General features: G+C 47.5%; 15 protein-coding genes. 4 read left to right on the top strand and 11 right to left on the bottom strand.

What is annotated here, in order from left to right; all coding sequences use genetic code 11:
• Positions 1–4: 4 nt before the first annotated feature.
• Entirely contained in the window at positions 5–1483 is a 1479-nt protein-coding gene (locus G7Y39_RS08600; protein WP_165156938.1) for a glycoside hydrolase family 10 protein, read from the top strand.
• Between the two features lie 277 nt (positions 1484–1760).
• On the opposite strand, the gene galE is transcribed toward G7Y39_RS08600, so the two are convergent.
• The 9 genes from galE to G7Y39_RS08645 all read right to left on the bottom strand — a co-directional run bounded on the left by galE (position 1761) and on the right by G7Y39_RS08645 (position 9899).
• Positions 1761–2801 carry a UDP-glucose 4-epimerase GalE gene (gene galE / locus G7Y39_RS08605; RefSeq protein ID WP_165156940.1) on the bottom strand — a complete coding sequence of 347 codons (1041 nt, stop codon included), beginning with the start codon at positions 2799–2801 and terminating at the stop codon, positions 1761–1763.
• A gap of 26 nt (positions 2802–2827) precedes the next feature.
• Complete coding sequence (rsxA, locus tag G7Y39_RS08610; protein WP_005855659.1) at positions 2828–3400, bottom strand: electron transport complex subunit RsxA; 573 nt, start codon at positions 3398–3400, stop codon at positions 2828–2830.
• Positions 3401–3412: 12 nt separating this feature from the next.
• Complete coding sequence (locus G7Y39_RS08615; RefSeq protein WP_165156942.1) at positions 3413–3997, bottom strand: RnfABCDGE type electron transport complex subunit E; 585 nt, start codon at positions 3995–3997, stop codon at positions 3413–3415.
• Complete coding sequence (locus G7Y39_RS08620) at positions 3990–4631, bottom strand: RnfABCDGE type electron transport complex subunit G (protein WP_165156944.1); 642 nt, start codon at positions 4629–4631, stop codon at positions 3990–3992. Before G7Y39_RS08620 ends, G7Y39_RS08615 begins: the two co-directional genes overlap by 8 nt.
• 2 nt (positions 4632–4633) lie before the next feature.
• The gene (locus G7Y39_RS08625; protein WP_165156946.1) at positions 4634–5602 is read right to left on the bottom strand and encodes an RnfABCDGE type electron transport complex subunit D; all 969 of its coding nucleotides are present in this window, start codon (positions 5600–5602) and stop codon (positions 4634–4636) included.
• A gap of 12 nt (positions 5603–5614) precedes the next feature.
• Positions 5615–6946: an electron transport complex subunit RsxC gene (gene rsxC / locus G7Y39_RS08630; protein ID WP_165156948.1), complete on the bottom strand. Its 1332-nt coding sequence runs from the start codon at positions 6944–6946 to the stop codon at positions 5615–5617.
• A gap of 11 nt (positions 6947–6957) precedes the next feature.
• Positions 6958–7827: a Fe-S cluster domain-containing protein gene (locus G7Y39_RS08635; RefSeq protein ID WP_165156950.1), complete on the bottom strand. Its 870-nt coding sequence runs from the start codon at positions 7825–7827 to the stop codon at positions 6958–6960.
• A 9-nt stretch (positions 7828–7836) separates the two neighbouring features.
• Complete coding sequence (locus G7Y39_RS08640; protein WP_165156952.1) at positions 7837–8253, bottom strand: SoxR reducing system RseC family protein; 417 nt, start codon at positions 8251–8253, stop codon at positions 7837–7839.
• Positions 8254–8354: 101 nt separating this feature from the next.
• Entirely contained in the window at positions 8355–9899 is a 1545-nt protein-coding gene (locus G7Y39_RS08645) for a DUF3078 domain-containing protein (protein WP_165156954.1), read from the bottom strand.
• Positions 9900–10155: 256 nt separating this feature from the next.
• Here G7Y39_RS08645 and G7Y39_RS08650 point away from each other — a divergent pair, with 256 nt between their 5' ends.
• The 3 genes from G7Y39_RS08650 (at position 10156) to G7Y39_RS08660 (ending at position 15590) form a co-directional block, all read left to right on the top strand.
• The gene (locus G7Y39_RS08650) at positions 10156–11763 is read left to right on the top strand and encodes a CTP synthase (protein WP_165156956.1); all 1608 of its coding nucleotides are present in this window, start codon (positions 10156–10158) and stop codon (positions 11761–11763) included.
• Between the two features lie 10 nt (positions 11764–11773).
• On the top strand, positions 11774–13675 hold the full coding sequence (gene yidC, locus G7Y39_RS08655) for a membrane protein insertase YidC (RefSeq protein WP_165156958.1): 1902 nt from the start codon (positions 11774–11776) through the stop codon (positions 13673–13675).
• 190 nt (positions 13676–13865) lie between these two features.
• Entirely contained in the window at positions 13866–15590 is a 1725-nt protein-coding gene (locus G7Y39_RS08660) for a DUF6057 family protein (RefSeq protein ID WP_165156960.1), read from the top strand.
• Positions 15591–15600: 10 nt separating this feature from the next.
• Here the strand turns inward: G7Y39_RS08660 and kdsB are convergent, their stop codons facing one another.
• Both kdsB and G7Y39_RS08670 read right to left on the bottom strand, forming a co-directional pair.
• On the bottom strand, positions 15601–16353 hold the full coding sequence (gene kdsB, locus G7Y39_RS08665) for a 3-deoxy-manno-octulosonate cytidylyltransferase (protein WP_165156990.1): 753 nt from the start codon (positions 16351–16353) through the stop codon (positions 15601–15603).
• A gap of 17 nt (positions 16354–16370) precedes the next feature.
• The gene (locus G7Y39_RS08670; protein ID WP_165156962.1) at positions 16371–18641 is read right to left on the bottom strand and encodes a cation:proton antiporter; all 2271 of its coding nucleotides are present in this window, start codon (positions 18639–18641) and stop codon (positions 16371–16373) included.
• Positions 18642–18660: the final 19 nt, after the last annotated feature.

Genomic DNA, 18660 nt, shown 5'->3' on the forward strand with positions numbered 1-18660 from the left:
AAGGATGAGGAGTCTTTGGGTATTATTTATAGGGATCGTGCATTTGTCGATGCTTTACGCGGTAGAGCCTCCCAAAAAGGAAATTCGTGCGGTTTGGTTGACTACGGTTTATGGCCTGGATTGGCCCCATAAGCCGGCTACTACCGAGGCGGGACGAAAAGCCCAGCGACAGGCATTGCTTGATATCTTGGATCGGCTTCAAGAAGCGAATTTTAATATGGTTTTCATTCAGGCTCGCTTGCGGGGAGACGTGATATATCGTTCGGCTATCGAACCGGCCAGTAAGACATTCTCCGGTAAGTATGGCGAATTACCGGGATATGATCCGCTCGCTTTTGCCGTGGACGAGTGCCATAAGCGGGGAATGGAATGCCATGCGTGGTTTGTAACTTTCCCGCTAGGAACGGAAAAAAGCGTGAAGGAGCAAGGAAAGCTTTCCGTGGTTAAAAAGAGGCCAAAACTCTGTAAACGGCATAATGGGGAGTGGTATTTGGATCCCGGCGTACCGGAGACCGCCGATTATATCTTATCCCTGGTCAAGGAGATCGTGGATGGCTACGATATAGATGGCATCCATTTTGATTATATCCGCTATCCGGAAGAGGCGAAAACATTCCCGGATAAAGCACTGTATAATAAATCCGGTAAGAAAAAGTCTCTGGCGGACTGGCGTAGGGAGAATATCAACCGGATGGTTTACCGTATTTACGATTGGGTAAAGCAAACGAAGCCTTGGGTGCAGGTGAGTAGTTCGCCTCTCGGGAAATACAATCGCATCGAGCAGGTACCCGATGCGGGTTGGACCGCTTATGAAAGTGTCTTCCAAGATCCGAAGGGGTGGATGCAACAGGGTAAGCAAGATATGATTGTTCCGATGATGTATTACCTGCATAAGAATTTCTTTCCTTTCGTGGATAATTGGGTGGATAATTGCAACGGGCGTTTGGTCGTACCCGGTCTGGGAGCTTATCGGATGGACAAGAGCGAGGCGGATTGGGCCGTGAATGATATAACGGACCAGATCGATTATAGCCGTTATTACGGAGGAGCAGGCTGTGCGTTCTTTCGTTGTGGAAATGTCCTGTATAATGACAAGGGACTTTATAAAGAGTTGAGAGACAATTACTATAAATATCCGGCCCAATTGCCGCCATTGACTTGGCTGAATGATTCGGTACCTGCCGCACCTGAGGGAATCAAAGTGGAACGTTTGGATGATGAGTTGCATTTAACTTGGGAGAAACCCGTGTCGGAAAAGCAAGACTTAACTTATACCGTTTATTATTCATTGACAGGTTCGATCGACACGGCTTCGGCAAAATCCATACTAGCTACGAATATTTATGGCAATGAGCTTTTTCTTCCGATCGATGTGGAGTCTGAACGAGGGTATACATTTTCCGTGACGGCCTCCACCCGTTACCGGGTAGAGAGCGAGCCTTCTCCGGATACCTATTATTACCTGTCTGAGTTTATTAAATAACAATGTACGCACGTACATTAATGTACTATAAAATATCTCCATCAACAGATAAGCAATGTCTCGGGTAGAAATCTCCTATTTTTGCCTCTTGAAATGAATAACTAGCGGCTTGGGAAGTGATTAGTTATTTACTTCTAAGGGCCGTCTCTAGCTGTCGATTCCGCAAAAAACCGTTTTATAAAGTCATCGATAAAGACCTATTACAGTCTTTTTGAACGATATCAAAGCTATTGAAAGGCGGTGTGTTTATAACACGCCGCCTTTTTGGGAGGACTTACTACTGGATACCCCGCTCTCTCAAACGTTTTTGCCAGTTCCACGCAGATTGCAAGGTGTCGGCTAAAGTTTCCTTGGCGGTCCAGCCTAATACCTTATTCGCATGCTCCGGATTCGCCCATACTTTCTCGATGTCACCTTCACGGCGGCCCACGATCTTGTGCGGAACCTTAACGCCGGTTGTCTGCTCGAAGGTGTTGATCAGTTCAAGGACAGAGACGCCGTTTCCGGTGCCAAGGTTGAATATCTCGATAGGCTCATCAGACTTATTCTCAAGCATACGATCCATCGCGATCACATGTGCTTTCGCCAAGTCTACGACATTGATATAGTCACGGATGCAAGAACCGTCTGCTGTATTATAATCATCGCCGAATACGCTTAATTCCTCGCGGATACCCATAGCCGTCTGCGTTAAGTACGGGATCAGGTTCTGGGGAACACCATTGGGCAACTCGCCGATCTCCGCGCTTGGGTGAGCGCCTATCGGGTTGAAGTAGCGCAAGATGATACTCTTGAATGGCGCTCCCGCGTAGATCGTATCCCGGATAATCTCCTCGTTGATCTGCTTCGTGTTTCCATAAGGAGATATGGCGGGTTTGATCGGGGCGTTCTCGGTCACCGGCAAGTTTTCCGGGTCCGGTTGCCCGTATACCGTACAAGAAGAAGAGAATACGATACCCTCGATATTGAATTCCGGCATCATCTCCAACAGGTTCACCAGCGTGACAATATTATTGCGATAATACTTCAAAGGCTGCTGTACGGATTCTCCTACCGCCTTGCTGGCGGCGAACAAGATAATGCCTTTGATACCCGGGTGAGCTTCCAGGGCCTTGCGAGTACCTTCCTTATCCTTTAGATCCAATTGGACAAACTCCGGGCGGACGCCCGTGATTTTCTCGATACCATCAAGTACCTCGATATTCGAGTTTGACAAATCGTCAATAATGACTACCTCATATCCGGCGTTCTGCAATTCTACCGTGGTGTGTGAACCGATATAACCGGTTCCGCCCGCTACTAAAATCTTCTTTTTCATTCTAGTGTTCATTTAGATAAAGTTTGTTATACGATACCCGAGAATCCCATAAAAGCCATGGCCAGTAAACCTGCCGTGATCAAGGCGATCGGAGTACCCTTCATGCCTTCCGGAACGTGTGTCATGGCTAGCTGTTCCCGAATACCCGCGAAGATAATCAAAGCTAGCGCAAATCCAATAGCGGTCGAAATAGCGTATACCACAGATTCTAATAAATTATACTCTTTTTGGATTACAAGGATCGCCACACCCAAGATACAGCAGTTCGTGGTGATCAGCGGAAGGAATACACCCAACGCTTGATAAAGGGCGGGAGAAACCTTCTTCAATATGATTTCCACCATCTGTACCAAGGCGGCGATAATCAGGATAAAACTGATCGTTTGCATGAACCCTAGTCCGAAAGCGTCCAATATATATTTTTGCACGAGGAAGGTAACAATCGTGGCGATCGTAAGCACGAACGTAACGGCGGCTCCCATACCTGCGGCGGTCTCCACTTTCTTAGATACCCCCAAGAACGGACAAATTCCCAAGAACTGTGCCAGTACAACGTTATTAACGAATACGGCGGCGATAAATATCAATATATATTCCATATGATCCGTTTATTATGCTTTACGCAGTTTGTTTACTATTGCTACCAAATAACCCAAGGCGATAAACGCTCCCGGAGCCAATACGAAGATCAGCGAACCGTATTCCTCGGGTACCAAGGTTACGTTGAATAACTTACCTGTTCCCAAGAACTCGCGGCAAGCGCCTAGCAGCGTAAGAGCCATCGTGAAACCCAGTCCCATTCCGATGCCATCAAGAGCCGACGGGATGATTCCGTTCTTCGCGCCGAAAGCCTCGGCGCGTCCGAGAACGATACAGTTTACCACGATCAACGGGATAAATAATCCCAAGCTAGCGTATAAAGCCGGGACGAACGCTTCCATGCACATCTGCACTACGGTTACGAACGTCGCGATCACAACGATATATCCCGGGATACGCACCAAGTCGGGGATTACGTTTTTCAAGGCGGAGATCACGATATTCGAGCAAATCAACACGAACATCGTAGCCAGTCCCATACTCATGCCGTTGATGGCTGAAGAGGTCGTTCCCAAGGTCGGACACATACCTAACAGTAATACGAATGTCGGGTTCTCCGTGATGATGCCATTCATCAATATTTTTAGATTACTCATTGTTCTGTCCTCCCTTTTTATTTGTTGTGTCGGTTGAAGTGGCGCTCGTTAGTCCGTCTACGCCGGCGAATGCGCTATACGCACGGTTCACGGCATCGAGGAACGCACGGCTGGAGATTGTAGCTGCCGTGATAGCGTCCACGTCGCCACCCTCTTTGGTTACTTTTAAGCCTCCGTCCGGAATCGTACGTCCCAAGATACTTTGCTTGTTCTTGTCCGCACGGAACCATTCTTGCATCTTGGCTCCCAAGCCCGGAGTCTCGGCGTGTTGCAATACGGAATAGTTCAAGATCTTGCCATCCATGTCGAAACCTACGATAACCCGTATCTCGCCGCTAAAGCCTTTTTTCGTGTTACTCTCTACGGCTCCGCCAACGACTTGTCCGCCTTTCTTGGCCGGATAGATCTTGAGGGAATCGCCATCGGAGGTGACGCCCATATAGACATCCTCGGTCGGTTTGTTGTCGAACTCGGGAGCAACGGCTTTAATCGCTTCCTCCAAGGCAGTCGCTTTGGCTACCGCTATAGGGCCGGCGGTGAACTGGTTCACTCCGGCCAGGATCGCCCCTGCTACCAAGCAAATGCCTGTTAGTGAAAGGAGCATATTGGGTAATGTTGATTTTAATTTTGCCATGCTTACTTTCCTCCGAAATGTTTAGGTTTGATATAGCTGTTGATTAGCGGAGTAAATGCGTTCATGATCAGGATGGCGAACGACATACCTTCCGGGTAAGACCCGAACAAACGGATCACCGTGGTAAGGATTCCGATTCCCACGCCGTAGACAAGCATTCCGTTCTTGCTCATCGGCGAGGTTACGTAGTCGGTCGCCATAAAGATGGAGCCTAATAACAAACCTCCGGATAGTAAATGAACGAACGGGCTGGCGTATTGTACCGGATTCACCAAGTGCATGATGCCCGTGAATACGAATACGGTAGCCAAGATGGATACCGGAATCTGCCAAGTGATGATCTTTTTCCATAGCATGAATAAAAGACCGAGGATCAAGGCTACGGCACTCACTTCTCCGAGACTACCTCCCATAGCTCCTACAAGCATATTCCCGTAAGACGGAAGCTCGGTCACGCCTTCGTTCATCAACGACAGTACCGTCGCGCCGGTCTGGGCATCCGTATAAGTCATCGGGAAAACGTTCGAGGCATCTACTACCGGCCAAGTCGTCATCTGCGCCGGGAAGGAGATCAATAAGAATACACGTCCGACTAGGGCCGGGTTGAAAATATTATTACCTAATCCGCCGAAAGACATCTTGCCGATGCCGATCGCCGCCAATGCTCCGGTAATAATGATCCAGATCGGAAGGTTGGAAGGTAAGTTGAAGGCCAGCAATACACCCGTCAGGATAGCGGAGCCATCGCAAAGGGTCGGTTCCTTTTTCATTAAGAATCGCTGGATCAAATACTCGAATATCATACAGGACAGAACCGATACGACCGTAACGATCAACGCTCCCAGACCGAAGAAATAAAGGGATACCAAGAAAGCCGGGATAAGGGCAATCAGTACACCATACATATTTTTGCTTATGCTGTCGCCACCATGGATGTGGGGCGAGGGCGATACGTATAAATTATTTTCCATGTTGCTCTTGTTTTATGACTTTCTAGACCGGATAATACCCATAACTTTTCCTTTACCCAACCGGATCTGATCCAGCAACGGGCGGTTGGCCGGACAGGTGTAACTACAAGACCCGCACTCGATGCAGTCGGTGATATAGTTCTTCTCCGCCAATTCCCAATTCTGGAATTCCGTGGCGCTCATCAATAGGGTAGGGTTTAATCCCATCGGGCAGACACCTACGCATTTGGCGCAGCGGATACAATCTCGGATCGGCTTGCGGACAGACTCCTCTTTCGTCAGTAATAAAACGCCGGAGCTTCCTTTGCAAACCGGCACCTCGGCGCTGATCAACGCTTTACCCATCATCGGTCCGCCACCGATAATCTTACCCGTATTCTCGGGCAGGCCCCCTGCGGCCTCGATCAAGCAGCTGATCGGAGTTCCCATACGAACCAAGAAATTGGAAGGGGTAGCTACCGCCTTACCCGTGATCGTCACCACACGTTCGAACAACGGTTTGTTCTTTTGTACCGCCTCGTAAACGGCATAAGCGGTTCCAACGTTCTGTACCACGGCACCCGCTGAGATAGGGAGCGCGCCACTTTTTACCTGACGCTGCGTAACGGCGTCGATCAATTGCTTCTCGCCTCCTTGTGGATATTGTACCTTAAGCGGCATGATCTCTATACCTTTATAGTTTACCGCTAGCTTTCGCAGATGGGCGATAGCGTCCGGCTTGTTGTTCTCGATACCGATCACAGCCTTGTTCACGTTGACCGCTTTCATCAGGATCGTGACACCGACTAGGATTTGCTCGCCCTTCTCCAGCATCAACGAATGGTCAGAAGTAAGATAAGGCTCACACTCCACGGCGTTGATGATTACGATCTCTGCCTTGTTTCCGGGAGGCGGCATCAATTTTACCTGCGTAGGGAAGGTCGCTCCACCCAGACCGACGATACCGGAAGCGGCGATCTTATCCACGATTTCCTTGGAAGACAGCGAGCATTCCTTTACTAAGGCCTCGCTGCGGTCGATCGTCTCTTCCCATTCATCACCCTCCACGTCTATATAGATGGCGGGACGTTTGTATCCGCTAGCGTCGAGGGCGTTATCTATCTTGTTCACTTTGCCGGATACGGAAGAGTGGATGTTCGCTGATACGAAACCACCCGCCTTGGCCAGCAATGTACCCACCTTTACCAGATCTCCTTTCTTCACCACGGCCTGCGCCGGGGCGCCGATATGCTGGCTAAGGGGGATAATCACCTGTTTAGGCGTAGCGAGAGCCGTAATTTTCTTACCGGCAGACAGTTTATTCTCGGGGGGATGTATACCTCCGATTCGAAATGTCCTTAGCATACTATTAGATTTTAATTTAGATTTGTTTTTTCTTCACTTGTAGCTTTCGGAGCGGGAGCGGCCTCCTTGCGAGGAGGGAAATTTAGCTCATGAATAGCTCCTGTCGGACATACAGCCACGCATTTGCGGCATAAACGACACTTCGTATAATCGATATAAGCTACGTTATTTGTTACGGTGATCGCCTCGAACGGACATTCCTTGGCGCATTTGCCACAGCCGATACAAGCGTTGGCACAAGCCTTGCGAGCGGCGGCTCCCTTGTCCTTACTTACGCAAGATACGTAAACCCGGCGTGATTTAGGTCCTTTCTTTCTCAGCTCGATGATACTCTTCGGGCAAGCCTTCACGCAAGCACCACAGGAAGTACATTTTTCCTCGTCCACCTCGGCGATTCTCGTGGCCGGGTTGATGTGGATCGCGTCGAAAGCACAGGCGTTCACGCAGTCGCCATAACCTAGGCAACCGAACGAACAATTCGTCTCGCCTCCGTAAAGGGTAGAGGCGATGGCGCAACTTTTCGTTCCATCGTAAGAGTTTGTACGTGGGCGGGCCTGACACGTACCGTTGCAACGAACAACGGCCACCATTGGGTCGGCTGTACCCGCCTCTTTACCCAGTATCGTAGCGACCTTGGCCATAACCGGGCCACCGCCAACGGGACAGAGCAATCCGTCTAATGAGTCGGCTTTTACGCAAGCGCCCGCGAATCCGGCGCAACCCGGATAACCGCAACCTCCGCAGTTGGCCCCAGGGAGGACTTCCTGTACTTGCGCGATGCGAGGATCTTCATAGACTTCAAATTTCTTGGAAGCGGCGTAGAGGAAAACCGCTCCGACCGCCCCGATTGCTCCTAATGAAATAACGGCAATTAAAATCATGATATATTATCAATTAAGTTTTTTCAAAGTAAATATAAATCGTCTTTTCAGTTTGTCACGCATTAAGTATAATATACAGTAATAGGGTAGCAAAAGCGATAAACCGGTTAACCCGCTCGTGGTCTCATCCCATTGTAGATCCGTACCGATCACGACAGCTCCCACGACTATCACCAAAGGAATGACAAACGCCAGCAGCACGGCCTGAAGCCCCATGGAGTTTTGTCCGCATACCATCACTTCCTCGTTTACGTGGAACCGCCCCGACCGATCGGGTATCTCGATGATCTTATCCTTTCTCTCGGATGCCGAGCACATAGATTGCGCATGGCATCCCGAGCATGCGGATTGTTGGGTAATACGGACGAAGACGGCGTCACCATCGATCTTCTCTACAAATCCTGTATGATTTATACTTTCGCTCATATTTGTAATCTCGACATTGCAAAATCAGGGCAAAAGTACGTATAATTTAGAAACTATGTCACGATTAACAAAGTTTATTATTCGAAATCTTAAAACCTTGCTTACCATTTGTAATTGAAACCGAAACTTAGCAGCTCATTAAGCTGGAAATAGCTCTTGTTATCCCCCGTTTTTTCCACTCCATCGTCGTATCTAAGATGAAAATAGATACGTGTGGAGAAAAAGCGACTGATGGCCAGGGTCAAGGTGTTCTCGAACTCCCCGATGGTATGATCGCCATAAGTGGTAAAGAAATAAAAACGGGACTGCCAGCTTACGTTTCGGTTGAAATCGAAGGCGAGGTCTGCTCGGATCGTGGAACCTATTTGGCTTAGCTTATTATTGAACTCACCGGTTTCCTCATTTTTCTTGAAACCGTGACGACTATAATCGATCTCTTGCGTCGTGTACATATACGTGTAGGAGATCGGCGCCAAGTTGGTGCTGAATTTAATCTTCTTATGCTTGTCGGTAAATCGTTTTTCCAACTCGTATTTCATACCGAGACCGAGGTTGATAGAGAACGGGGCTAGGAACGCGGCCTGTTTGATCTGTTCATTCTCTTTGTAATTGGTGAAGAATTGGGTTTTGAACTCAGCGTCGAACGTATAATACCATTTGTTGAACGCTTGGTAACCGACGTTGCTGTGTATACGGAATACGTCGTCACCGATCTTATAGTTCCTTAAGGTATCCTTCGGTGCCGTGTATACGCTGGCTTTGAATTCCAGCTCGTTCGTTACTTGTACCTTGTCTTTCTTATAGTCGTATTTTAAATGGTTCTTGGTGAACAGGTTCAAGTTGCTACTTCCACCCTTGTACCAGTTCTCCGAAACGTAATTCTGGGAGAATTGGATGGCGCTCTCGAAGGCCGATACCCAGTATTTCCGCTCCGGGATAAAGCGGGCGGGAGCGTCTACATCCTCAAAATTGGCATCAGCCTCCACCTTGATCGGCAAGTCCTCATAAATATTCTTCTTGATGAATTTAGGTTTGATCACCTCATTGGGCAGATCCCTCTCGGAGTAGCGGAAATAAGTCGGGTAATTGTTCTGCACATATTTGTAAGCCATCTCCTCGAACTGTTTGTTTCGCTTCAGATCTTTGAAAATGGAATCAGTCTGGTATAAGTTATCATAGGGGGTCTTCTCCTTCAATGAATCGAAGTTGTAGAATATCAAGTTCTCGGGTAGGTAATCTCCCCGGAAAACGATCGGCATGAACAAAGGGTTTACGATCACGGTATCTCGGAAGGTCATCGTATTGTCAAAAACCGTGGAGGCGTCTCGTACCAGACGGGCCCAATACATTGCCTCGTCCGAGATCTCCAGTTCGTCTTTTTTCAAAAAACGCAGTAAATTCGTACTGGGGGGCAAGGGTGCCGAGTAAGTCTTGTTTTGCTTCTCGAATTGCTTACGAATGTCTACAATATTGTCTAATTCCTCTTCGTCAAGATTGATCGCAGGAATCGTATCATCCAATGCGACCTGCTGTGCGGGACGTTGAATTATCGTTCTGGTAACTAGTTGGTTCTCTTGACCGTATGCAGAACCGACAATTAGTGAAAGTAATAATAGCGCATACACACCATGCCTCTTCATCATCATAATACCTTATTTACATCTATTGGTTGTAGTGGTCGCAAAATTAGCTAAAAAGAATAATATACGACATACAATTCGATATTTATCTGGGTAAAAGTTACGATCACCGAGGTAAAGAAACGAAGACCGGAGGTGTCTCTCGCGAGACTTTCCGCAAGAAATAAAAACATGAAATTTGGCACGTCTCGATGAAAATCGCTAACTTTGCGATTTCGAAATGCAGGTGTGCAATTAAAAAGATAACTAAAATATTACTATCGTGGCAGATACAAAGTACATTTTCGTTACAGGCGGCGTGGTCTCTTCCCTGGGTAAGGGTATTATTTCCGCTTCTTTAGGTAAGCTCCTTCAAGCAAGAGGTTACAAGGTTACCATCCAAAAATTTGATCCTTACATCAACATCGACCCGGGTACGTTGAACCCTTATGAGCATGGGGAATGTTACGTGACTGTCGATGGACATGAGGCTGACTTGGACTTGGGCCATTATGAGCGTTTCCTGAATGTCCAGACTACCCGTGCGAATAATATCACTACCGGACGTATCTATCAAAGCGTGATCAACAAGGAGCGTAGGGGGGATTATCTGGGCAAGACGGTACAGGTGGTGCCTCATATCACGGATGAGATCAAGCGTAACGTGAAATTATTGGGTAGCAAGTATAAATTTGATTTCGTGATCACCGAGATCGGTGGTACGGTGGGTGATATCGAGTCTCTGCCTTTCATTGAGAGCGTTCGCCAGTTGAAATGGGAGCTGGGTAAGAACTGCCTTTGCGTGCATCTTACTTACGTGCCTTATATCGCCGCGGCGAAAGAGTATAAGACGAAGCCTACGCAACATTCCGTGAAGCAATTGCAGGAGTTAGGTATCCAGCCGGATGTGTTGGTATTACGTACGGAGCATGAGTTGAACGCGAATTTGTTACGCAAGGTGGCGTTGTTCTGTAACGTGGCCGAGGATTCCGTGATCCAGTCGATCGACGTGCCGACGATCTACGAGGTTCCTTTGGTATTGCAACGTCAGAAGATGGACGAGGTGGTCTTGCGTAAGGTCGGTATGGAAGTCGGGCCGACTCCGGAGTTGAGGCCTTGGAAGGAATTCCTGGCCTTGAAGAGCACGGCTACGGATACGGTGAAGATTGGTTTGGTCGGTAAATACGTGGAATTGCAAGACGCTTATAAGTCGATCGACGAGTCTTTGTTGCAAGCCGCTATTTACAACCATCATAAACTGGATTTGCATTTGTTCCATTCCGAGAAATTGAATGACGGGAACGCAGCCGAGCGACTGAAGGATATGGACGGTATCTTGATCGCCCCCGGATTCGGGCAGAGAGGTATCGAGGGCAAGTTTGCCGCTATCAAATACGCTCGTGAGCATGATGTCCCTTGCTTGGGCATCTGCTTGGGTATGCAGTGCATGGTGATCGAGTTCGCCCGTGACGTATTAGGTTTGACGGATGCCAACTCTACGGAAATGGAGCCGAATACGACCCATAAGGTGATCGACTTGATGGAAGAGCAGAAGAACGTTACCAATATGGGGGGATCCATGCGTCTGGGTGCTTACGATTGTACGCTGAAAAAGGGCTCCAAGGTATTAGAGGCGTATGGCAAGGAGCATATCCAAGAGCGTCATCGTCATCGTTTCGAGTTCAACAACGAGTATAAGAAGCAATACGAGGCTGCCGGTATGATGTGTACGGGTGAGAATCCGGAGACAAATCTGGTAGAGGTGGTAGAGATCCCCGCCTTGAAATGGTTCGTGGGCGTTCAATATCATCCGGAGTACAATAGTACCGTGGTGAATCCGAATCCCCTTTTCCTTTGCTTCGTGAAAGCAGCTATCGAAAATAAAAAATAATTGGTGATAAATGGATAAAAATACATTAATAGGTTTTCTGCTGATCGGTGTCGTGTTGTTTACGTTTAGCTGGTTCAACCGGCCAACGCCTGAGCAGTTGGAGGCGCAACGTCGTTACCAAGATTCAATCGCGAAGATTGAGTATGCCCGGCAATTGGAATTGCAGAAACAAAAGAACAGGAATGCTTTAGTAGAGGATTCGTTGGAGAACCTGCCGGACTCGGTGCGGGTGCGGCGTTTGCAGCAGAGCTTCGGTGTATTCGGCGACGCTATGGTGGGCACGGAAGATTACACGACCCTGCAAAATGACGTGGTTGAGCTTCGTATCAGCAATAAGGGCGGGCGTATTTGTTACGCACGCCTGAAGGAGTATGATGCCTATAATGACGAGCCTCTCGTTTTGTTTGATGAGAAAGCGTCTAATTTTAATTTCACGTTGGTCACGGCTACGAACCGCGTCGTGAATACGAGCGATTTGTATTTTACCCCGGTTAAAGGTAATGATCCGAATTCCGTGATCATGCGCTTGAACATCGGCGAGGGTAGTCATCTGGATTTTACCTATACCCTGAGACCGGATGATTATATGGTGCAATACCAGATTCTGGGTACGGGACTGAACGGAGTCTTGGCCCCGAGCACGAATACCTTGGACTTATTGTGGGAGCAGGATATCCGCCAACAGGAAAAAGGGCGTAAGTTTGAGGATCGTTACGTGACCTTGAGCTACAAGTTCTTGGCGGACGACGTGGAGCACTTGAGCGAGTCGAAGAGTGACAGCAAGCAGATCCCGAACCGCTTGAAATGGATCGGCTATAAGGATATGTTCTTCTCTACCGTATTGATCTCGCGAGAGGGCTTTGAGGCGACTGCCTTAGACTCGAAAGCGATTCCGGAGGGGAATATATTGAAACAATTCAAGACGACCACTTCCGTACCTTTCGACTTGCAGGGCAAGGAGGCAACGAACCTCTCCTTTTATTTCGGGCCGAATAAGTTCGCCTTGTTGAAGTCCTTCGATAAAGGAGTCGTTGCCGAGCAGCGACTGGATCTGGAGAAGTTGGTTCCGCTGGGTTGGGGTATCTTCCGTTGGGTGAACCAATATTTCGTGATCCCTTTGTTCGACTTCTTGGGTAAGTTTATCCATAATTACGGTATCTTGATCCTTTTGATGACTATCATCGTGAAGACCATCCTTTTCCCGTTGACATATAAGTCTTATATCTCGTCCGCTAAGATGCGTGTATTACGTCCGCAAGTAGAGGAGATCAACGCTAAGTATCCCGGACAGGATAAGGCTATGGAACGGCAGAAAGCGACGATGGAGCTATATAGCCGTGCGGGGGCGAGCCCGATGAGCGGTTGCTTGCCGATGTTGCTGCAGATGCCGATCTTGATCGCTTTATTCATGTTCTTCCCGTCGGCGATCGAGTTACGTCACCAAAGTTTCCTTTGGGCGCACGACTTGTCTACTTACGACGCTATCTTTAGTTGGGATCAATACATTCCGATCATCACTCCGTATTTCGGGAATCACATCAGCTTGTTCTGTTTATTGATGACGATCACGAATATTTTTTATACCAAGTATAATATGGAGATGACGAATACCGGGCAGCAGCAGATGCCGGGCATGAAGGCCATGATGTACATGATGCCGTTGATGTTCTTGGTATTCTTCAACCAGTATGCTTCCGGTTTGACGTATTACTATTTCATCTCCACGTTGATCACGATCGTGCAGACTTTGTTTTTCCGCTATACCATCGATGAGGAAAAATTGTTGGCTAAGTTGGAGGCGAACAAACGTAAGCCGATGAAGAAATCCGGTTTCATGAAACGTCTGGAGGAGGCTCAACGCGCACAGCAGGAGGCATTGCGTAAACAACAAGAGGCGAGGAAAAAGCGATAGGATAATAATAGTAATTGTTATCCTTGAAAAAGGTCTCTTTATCTGCTTATTGGCAGATGAAGGGACTTTTTTTTGTGTTTATTCAAAACTTTTTGTCCGTTAGCATTGTTCTGTACTCAAAAGATTGATGAGGAAATCGATTTTTTCTATATTGAGAAAATAGGAAGGTTATAAATAAGAGATTTTGTCAATGGAAAAAAATGAACGATCGCTTCAGTGGGTAATAGCGGGAATATTCTTTGTAGTATGCTTTGCTTTTTTTCAATGGATTTACCCAAACCATTTGTTCTTCAAAGAGCAGATGAGGATTTTTTTGTATACCATCGATTATTTTATCTCGTTCTGGGATGAGCCGGCTTGGTTGAGCTGTTATGTGGGAAACTTCTTGATACAGTTCTTCCATTTGACGGTGATAGGTCCGTTGATCGTGACATGCGTGTTATTGCTTCTATGGTACTTCTCTATGCGAGTTCTACGCAAGTTCGGAGGAGGTAATATGGTCTCCATATATGCGTTGTTCCCGGTAGCGTTAGAGTGGGGATTGATTTGCCGGTTGTCGTATAGTATAGCGTCTACGCTTACGTTGATTTTCGTGTTATGGCTCTTCTTGGAATACATCCGGATCAAGAGTGAGCGGATATCTGTTTGGGTGGCTTTTATACTTCTTCCCATAATTTATAGCATGGTTGGTAGCCGGCTGTTTATTTTTTCCTTGATGGTGATATTCTACGAGGGAGCCAAGAACAGGAAACGGTGGTGGTTCTGGTTTTCTCTTTTGTTATCGAGTTATTTATATCCGTTGTTCATGCGTCATTTTTATGGATTGAGCGTTGAGGAGGCTTATAAATATTCCCATGAGGATGGCTTGAGCGTATATTTTCCCGCCACGGTGTTGATCTTGGAGATATTCGCTCTGGGGATTAACAGTATACGTAGGGTGCGCTTAAACCGGCATAGCTTGCTTATTACCTTCTTGGTCGTATGTGGAGTCTTTTCATTTGTTATAGCGGGTACGAACCTGAGGCAGGAGAGGCAGCTGGCAGTAGACCAAGCAGTCTATAGGGGGGATTGGGAGCGAGTCTTGGATTTGTCTGCCGGATTTGATTCTCCGGATATCCTGATAAGTTATTATAGGAATATCGCCTTCTCCCAGAAGAACGAGTTGCCCCAGAATTTGATGGATTATTATCAACGAGGGTCGGACGCCTTGTTCTTACCGATCGATTTGAAATCTTCTATACTTCCCGTGTTTTTCAGTAATGAGGTGTATTATCAATTGGGAGATATGGATATGGCCCGTCATCGTGCGATCGAAGGGATCCTGTTCAGCCCTAAACAAAGAAGCGTACGGCAGATCAAGCGGTTGGCGGAGATTGGTATGCGGCGAGGGGATGTAGAGGAGGCTAGAAAATACCTGAACCTATTGGGCGCGACGTTGTTTTACCAATCATGGGCAAGGTCGAAGGAGAAATTGCTGAAGGGGGAGGAAACCTTGTCGATGAAGAAACGTTTGCCGAGGAAGAGTGATTGGGAACGAGAGCACGACATCCTATTGTCCATATCGGATTATCCGGGCGTACTGTCGAATTTGGTGGAGGAGCATCCGGAAAATAAACAGGCATTGGATTATTTGTTGTGCCATTATCTACTGGACGAGAATTTGGATGGTTTTAAGAATGCGTTCGATACCTATTACAAAGGAAAATATGAGTCTGTACCCCGTTTATACGAGGAGGCTTTGGTACAAATCTTATCGAAAAGCCCGGAAGAGGAGATCGCCGGTTATCAGATACCTCAGGATGTGATCGAGGATTACCAAAATTACCTTCGCCGTAAATCGAGCAGAAAAGCGAAGGAGGAATTACGAGAGCGTTATTCCTCCACCTATTGGTACTATTCGGACTATATTAAATAATCGCGTGTGATCAACGGTTGGCGAGGAGGGCCAAGGCCTTCTTCATGTCCTCCGGTGTATCTATACCGATCGTTTCTTGCTCGGTGATGCCGACCTTGATTTTATATCCGTTTTCCAACCAGCGTAGCTGCTCAAGGCTTTCCGCAAGTTCTAAAGCGGATTGAGGTAATTGGGTGATTTCTTTTAGCACTTGCGCGCGATAGGCATATAACCCGATATGTTTGTAAAAGGTATGGCTCGGCAGCCATTCCGTATAGTTCTTACCCCGGATATAAGGAATGACAGATCGACTGAAATACAGGGCCTCGTTGTTTTTGTTGAGTACGACTTTCGGGGAATTGGGGTTGAATAGGGTACTCTCGAAATCATCGTCCGCATGAAAAGGCTTTACCAATGTCGCTATTTGCGTGTTCGCGTCGGTGAAGCAGGTTTTGATCGTCTGGATTTGCTCGGGATGGATAAAGGGCTCGTCGCCTTGGATATTGACAATCACGTCATACCCTTCGCCTATTTTCCGATAAGCCTCGTAGCAACGATCCGTACCGCTGCGATGTTGATCGGAGGTCATGACGACTTGGCCGCCGAAGACTTTAACCGCATTCTCTATACGGATATCGTCGGTAGCTACGCAAACGGAGTCTAAAACATCCTTTACTCGCTCATATACGCGTTGTATCATGGGCTTTCCGTTCATATCCGCTAATGGCTTTCCCGGGAAGCGGGTAGAGGCGTATCTCGCCGGAATAATTCCTATAAACTTCATCATTCTCTATCGTTTTGTTAACTAGTTACCACTTTTCCATCACTTAACTGGATCAACTTATCCCGTTCGCCCACGATCCATACAATATCACCTTCCTCGAAAACCGTACCGGGAGGTGGATTCTTGATCGAGCTGCTCCCGCGTTCGATACCGATAACCAGACAAGCGGATTTATCACGGATACCGGACTCTATGATGGAACGGCCGATCAATCGGGAACCTTCCGAGATAATGATCTGCTCCATGTTCATCTCTTCCTCTCTCGTGTTCGATTGCTCGGCGTATGATTTCTTGTAGCGCTCCTCCAGATATTTCCTAAAGTGCTCCAGATCATCATCCGCACCGACTACTACCAATTTATCGAACGGATAGAGCCGCTCGTCTCCTCCCGGTATATTGATTCGCTTCTCTCCCCGGATAATCGTTACGATATTTACGTTGCACTTTTGCCTGAAGTTTAACTCTTTCAGGCTTTTTCCCATACTGGGGGAGTTCTGCTTCACCTCGAAATCCGCTAGATGGAGATCTCGTTCCAATAAGTGGTTCGCGAAACGCTGGTTGATCGGGGCTTTTCGCTCTTGTTCCACTTCCCGCGCTACAAGGTTGCTGAAAAAATGCCGTTCCATCAAGATCGACTGCCTCTTTAGCCGTTTGGAGAATATCATTAATACGATGACAGCGGAAGCGACCGCCAGTATAATACCTAACGCGGTATCCAATAACCGTGCGGCAGGAAGCATGACGAGACCGATACAGAGCAAGATCCTGAGGACTACGAGCGAGACGAGGGGACCCCGGTTATACTTATTGTCGTTCCATAATTGCTGGAACTCCGCGGAATGATTCTTTTTCATCATGATCGCCCGCAACATCGGGGAGATCAGAGCTAGGATTAAGATCAGGGAGATTAGATTTCCTCGGATGCCGGGCAAATGTTCGCAGATGAACGGAGTCACGATTTGTAGCCATAAAAAGATAAGTGCCAGGCAGACGACGGTATAAGTACCGACGATGCGGATCAAGGCTTTTAGTAACTTATTCCACGCACTTTTCTGGCGGATCGTATTGGAACCGGATGAATACCGTTCCAAGAACTGTTTCCAATTCTCCGGTATGATCCCTTCTGCCCATTTGCAGGCCGGTTCCGCTAGCCGGATCATATAAGGTGTGAAGAATGTAGTGATCACGGATACGGCGACAACGATTGGATACAGATATTGATCCGTCACGCTTAATGACAATCCCAGGCCTGCGATGATGAAGGCGAATTCTCCGATCTGCGCTAACGAGAAACCGGACTGGATGGCTATTTTTATCGGTTGCCCCGACAGTAATACCCCGAAGCTGGCGAAACAAATCTGTCCGGCCATGACTACGAGCGTGATAATGAAAATCGGGATTTTATACGCCCAGAGCATCTGAGGATCGATTAACATACCCACAGAGACGAAGAAAATCGCTCCAAATAAGTCTTTTACGGGCTTTACCAAATGCTCGATCCGTTCAGCGTCAATAGTCTCTGCCAAAATCGAGCCCATGACAAAAGCTCCGAGAGCCGATGAGAACCCGGCTTTTGTGGCGATCATAACCATACCAAGGCATAGCCCGATGCTCACGATCAACAGGGTCTCCTCATTCAGGAAGCTTTTTGCCTTTTTCAGAAAAGAGGGGATCAAGTAGATCCCGACGACGAAACAAAATAGAAGGAAAATGCCTAATTGGATCACGCTATCCAGCATCTCCATGCCTTTCACGTGTTTACTTACCGCTACGGTAGAAAGCAGCACCATCAATAATACGGCGAACAGATCCTCTACCACCAAGATACCGAATACGACACCGGTGAATCGCTGGTTACGCAATCCCATGTCGTCGAATGCCTTGAAGATGATCGTCGTGGAAGACATCGATAACATACCTCCGAGGAAAAGGCTGTTCATAGGCCCCCATCCCAGTGATAACCCCGTGATGTATCCCGCTGTCATCATACCTATAACAACGGTTATGGCTCCAATGACAGCGGTTCCTCCCACCTTCATCAGCTTCTTGAAACTGAAATCGAGTCCTAAAGCGAATAATAGGAAGATAACGCCTATATCTGCCCAGATGCGGATACTTTCCACGTCTGTAACTGTCGGTATTTGCTCGATGGAAGGCCCTGCGAGTATTCCGGCTACGATATACCCCAATACGACCGGTTGTCTTAACTTTTTGAATAACAGGGTAACCAACCCGGCGGATATGAGTATGACCGCAAGATCTGATATTAGCGCAGGTATCTGAGACATCGTATATTGTTTTTTCGGT

Origin of the sequence: Parabacteroides sp. ZJ-118 (assembly GCF_011038785.1) — a bacterium.
Lineage (GTDB): Bacteria > Bacteroidota > Bacteroidia > Bacteroidales > Tannerellaceae > Parabacteroides.

Coding starts and splice junctions, on each gene's coding strand:
- G7Y39_RS08645 (WP_165156954.1), bottom strand. CDS start 9,899: ATGATGATGAAGAGGCATGGTGTGTATGCGCTATTATTACTTTCACTA.
- rsxC (WP_165156948.1), bottom strand. CDS start 6,946: ATGCTAAGGACATTTCGAATCGGAGGTATACATCCCCCCGAGAATAAA.
- G7Y39_RS08635 (WP_165156950.1), bottom strand. CDS start 7,827: ATGATTTTAATTGCCGTTATTTCATTAGGAGCAATCGGGGCGGTCGGA.
- G7Y39_RS08600 (WP_165156938.1), top strand. CDS start 5: ATGAGGAGTCTTTGGGTATTATTTATAGGGATCGTGCATTTGTCGATG.
- G7Y39_RS08620 (WP_165156944.1), bottom strand. CDS start 4,631: ATGGCAAAATTAAAATCAACATTACCCAATATGCTCCTTTCACTAACA.
- G7Y39_RS08670 (WP_165156962.1), bottom strand. CDS start 18,641: ATGTCTCAGATACCTGCGCTAATATCAGATCTTGCGGTCATACTCATA.
- yidC (WP_165156958.1), top strand. CDS start 11,774: ATGGATAAAAATACATTAATAGGTTTTCTGCTGATCGGTGTCGTGTTG.
- galE (WP_165156940.1), bottom strand. CDS start 2,801: ATGAAAAAGAAGATTTTAGTAGCGGGCGGAACCGGTTATATCGGTTCA.
- rsxA (WP_005855659.1), bottom strand. CDS start 3,400: ATGGAATATATATTGATATTTATCGCCGCCGTATTCGTTAATAACGTT.
- kdsB (WP_165156990.1), bottom strand. CDS start 16,353: ATGAAGTTTATAGGAATTATTCCGGCGAGATACGCCTCTACCCGCTTC.
- G7Y39_RS08615 (WP_165156942.1), bottom strand. CDS start 3,997: ATGAGTAATCTAAAAATATTGATGAATGGCATCATCACGGAGAACCCG.
- G7Y39_RS08640 (WP_165156952.1), bottom strand. CDS start 8,253: ATGAGCGAAAGTATAAATCATACAGGATTTGTAGAGAAGATCGATGGT.
- G7Y39_RS08625 (WP_165156946.1), bottom strand. CDS start 5,602: ATGGAAAATAATTTATACGTATCGCCCTCGCCCCACATCCATGGTGGC.
- G7Y39_RS08660 (WP_165156960.1), top strand. CDS start 13,866: ATGGAAAAAAATGAACGATCGCTTCAGTGGGTAATAGCGGGAATATTC.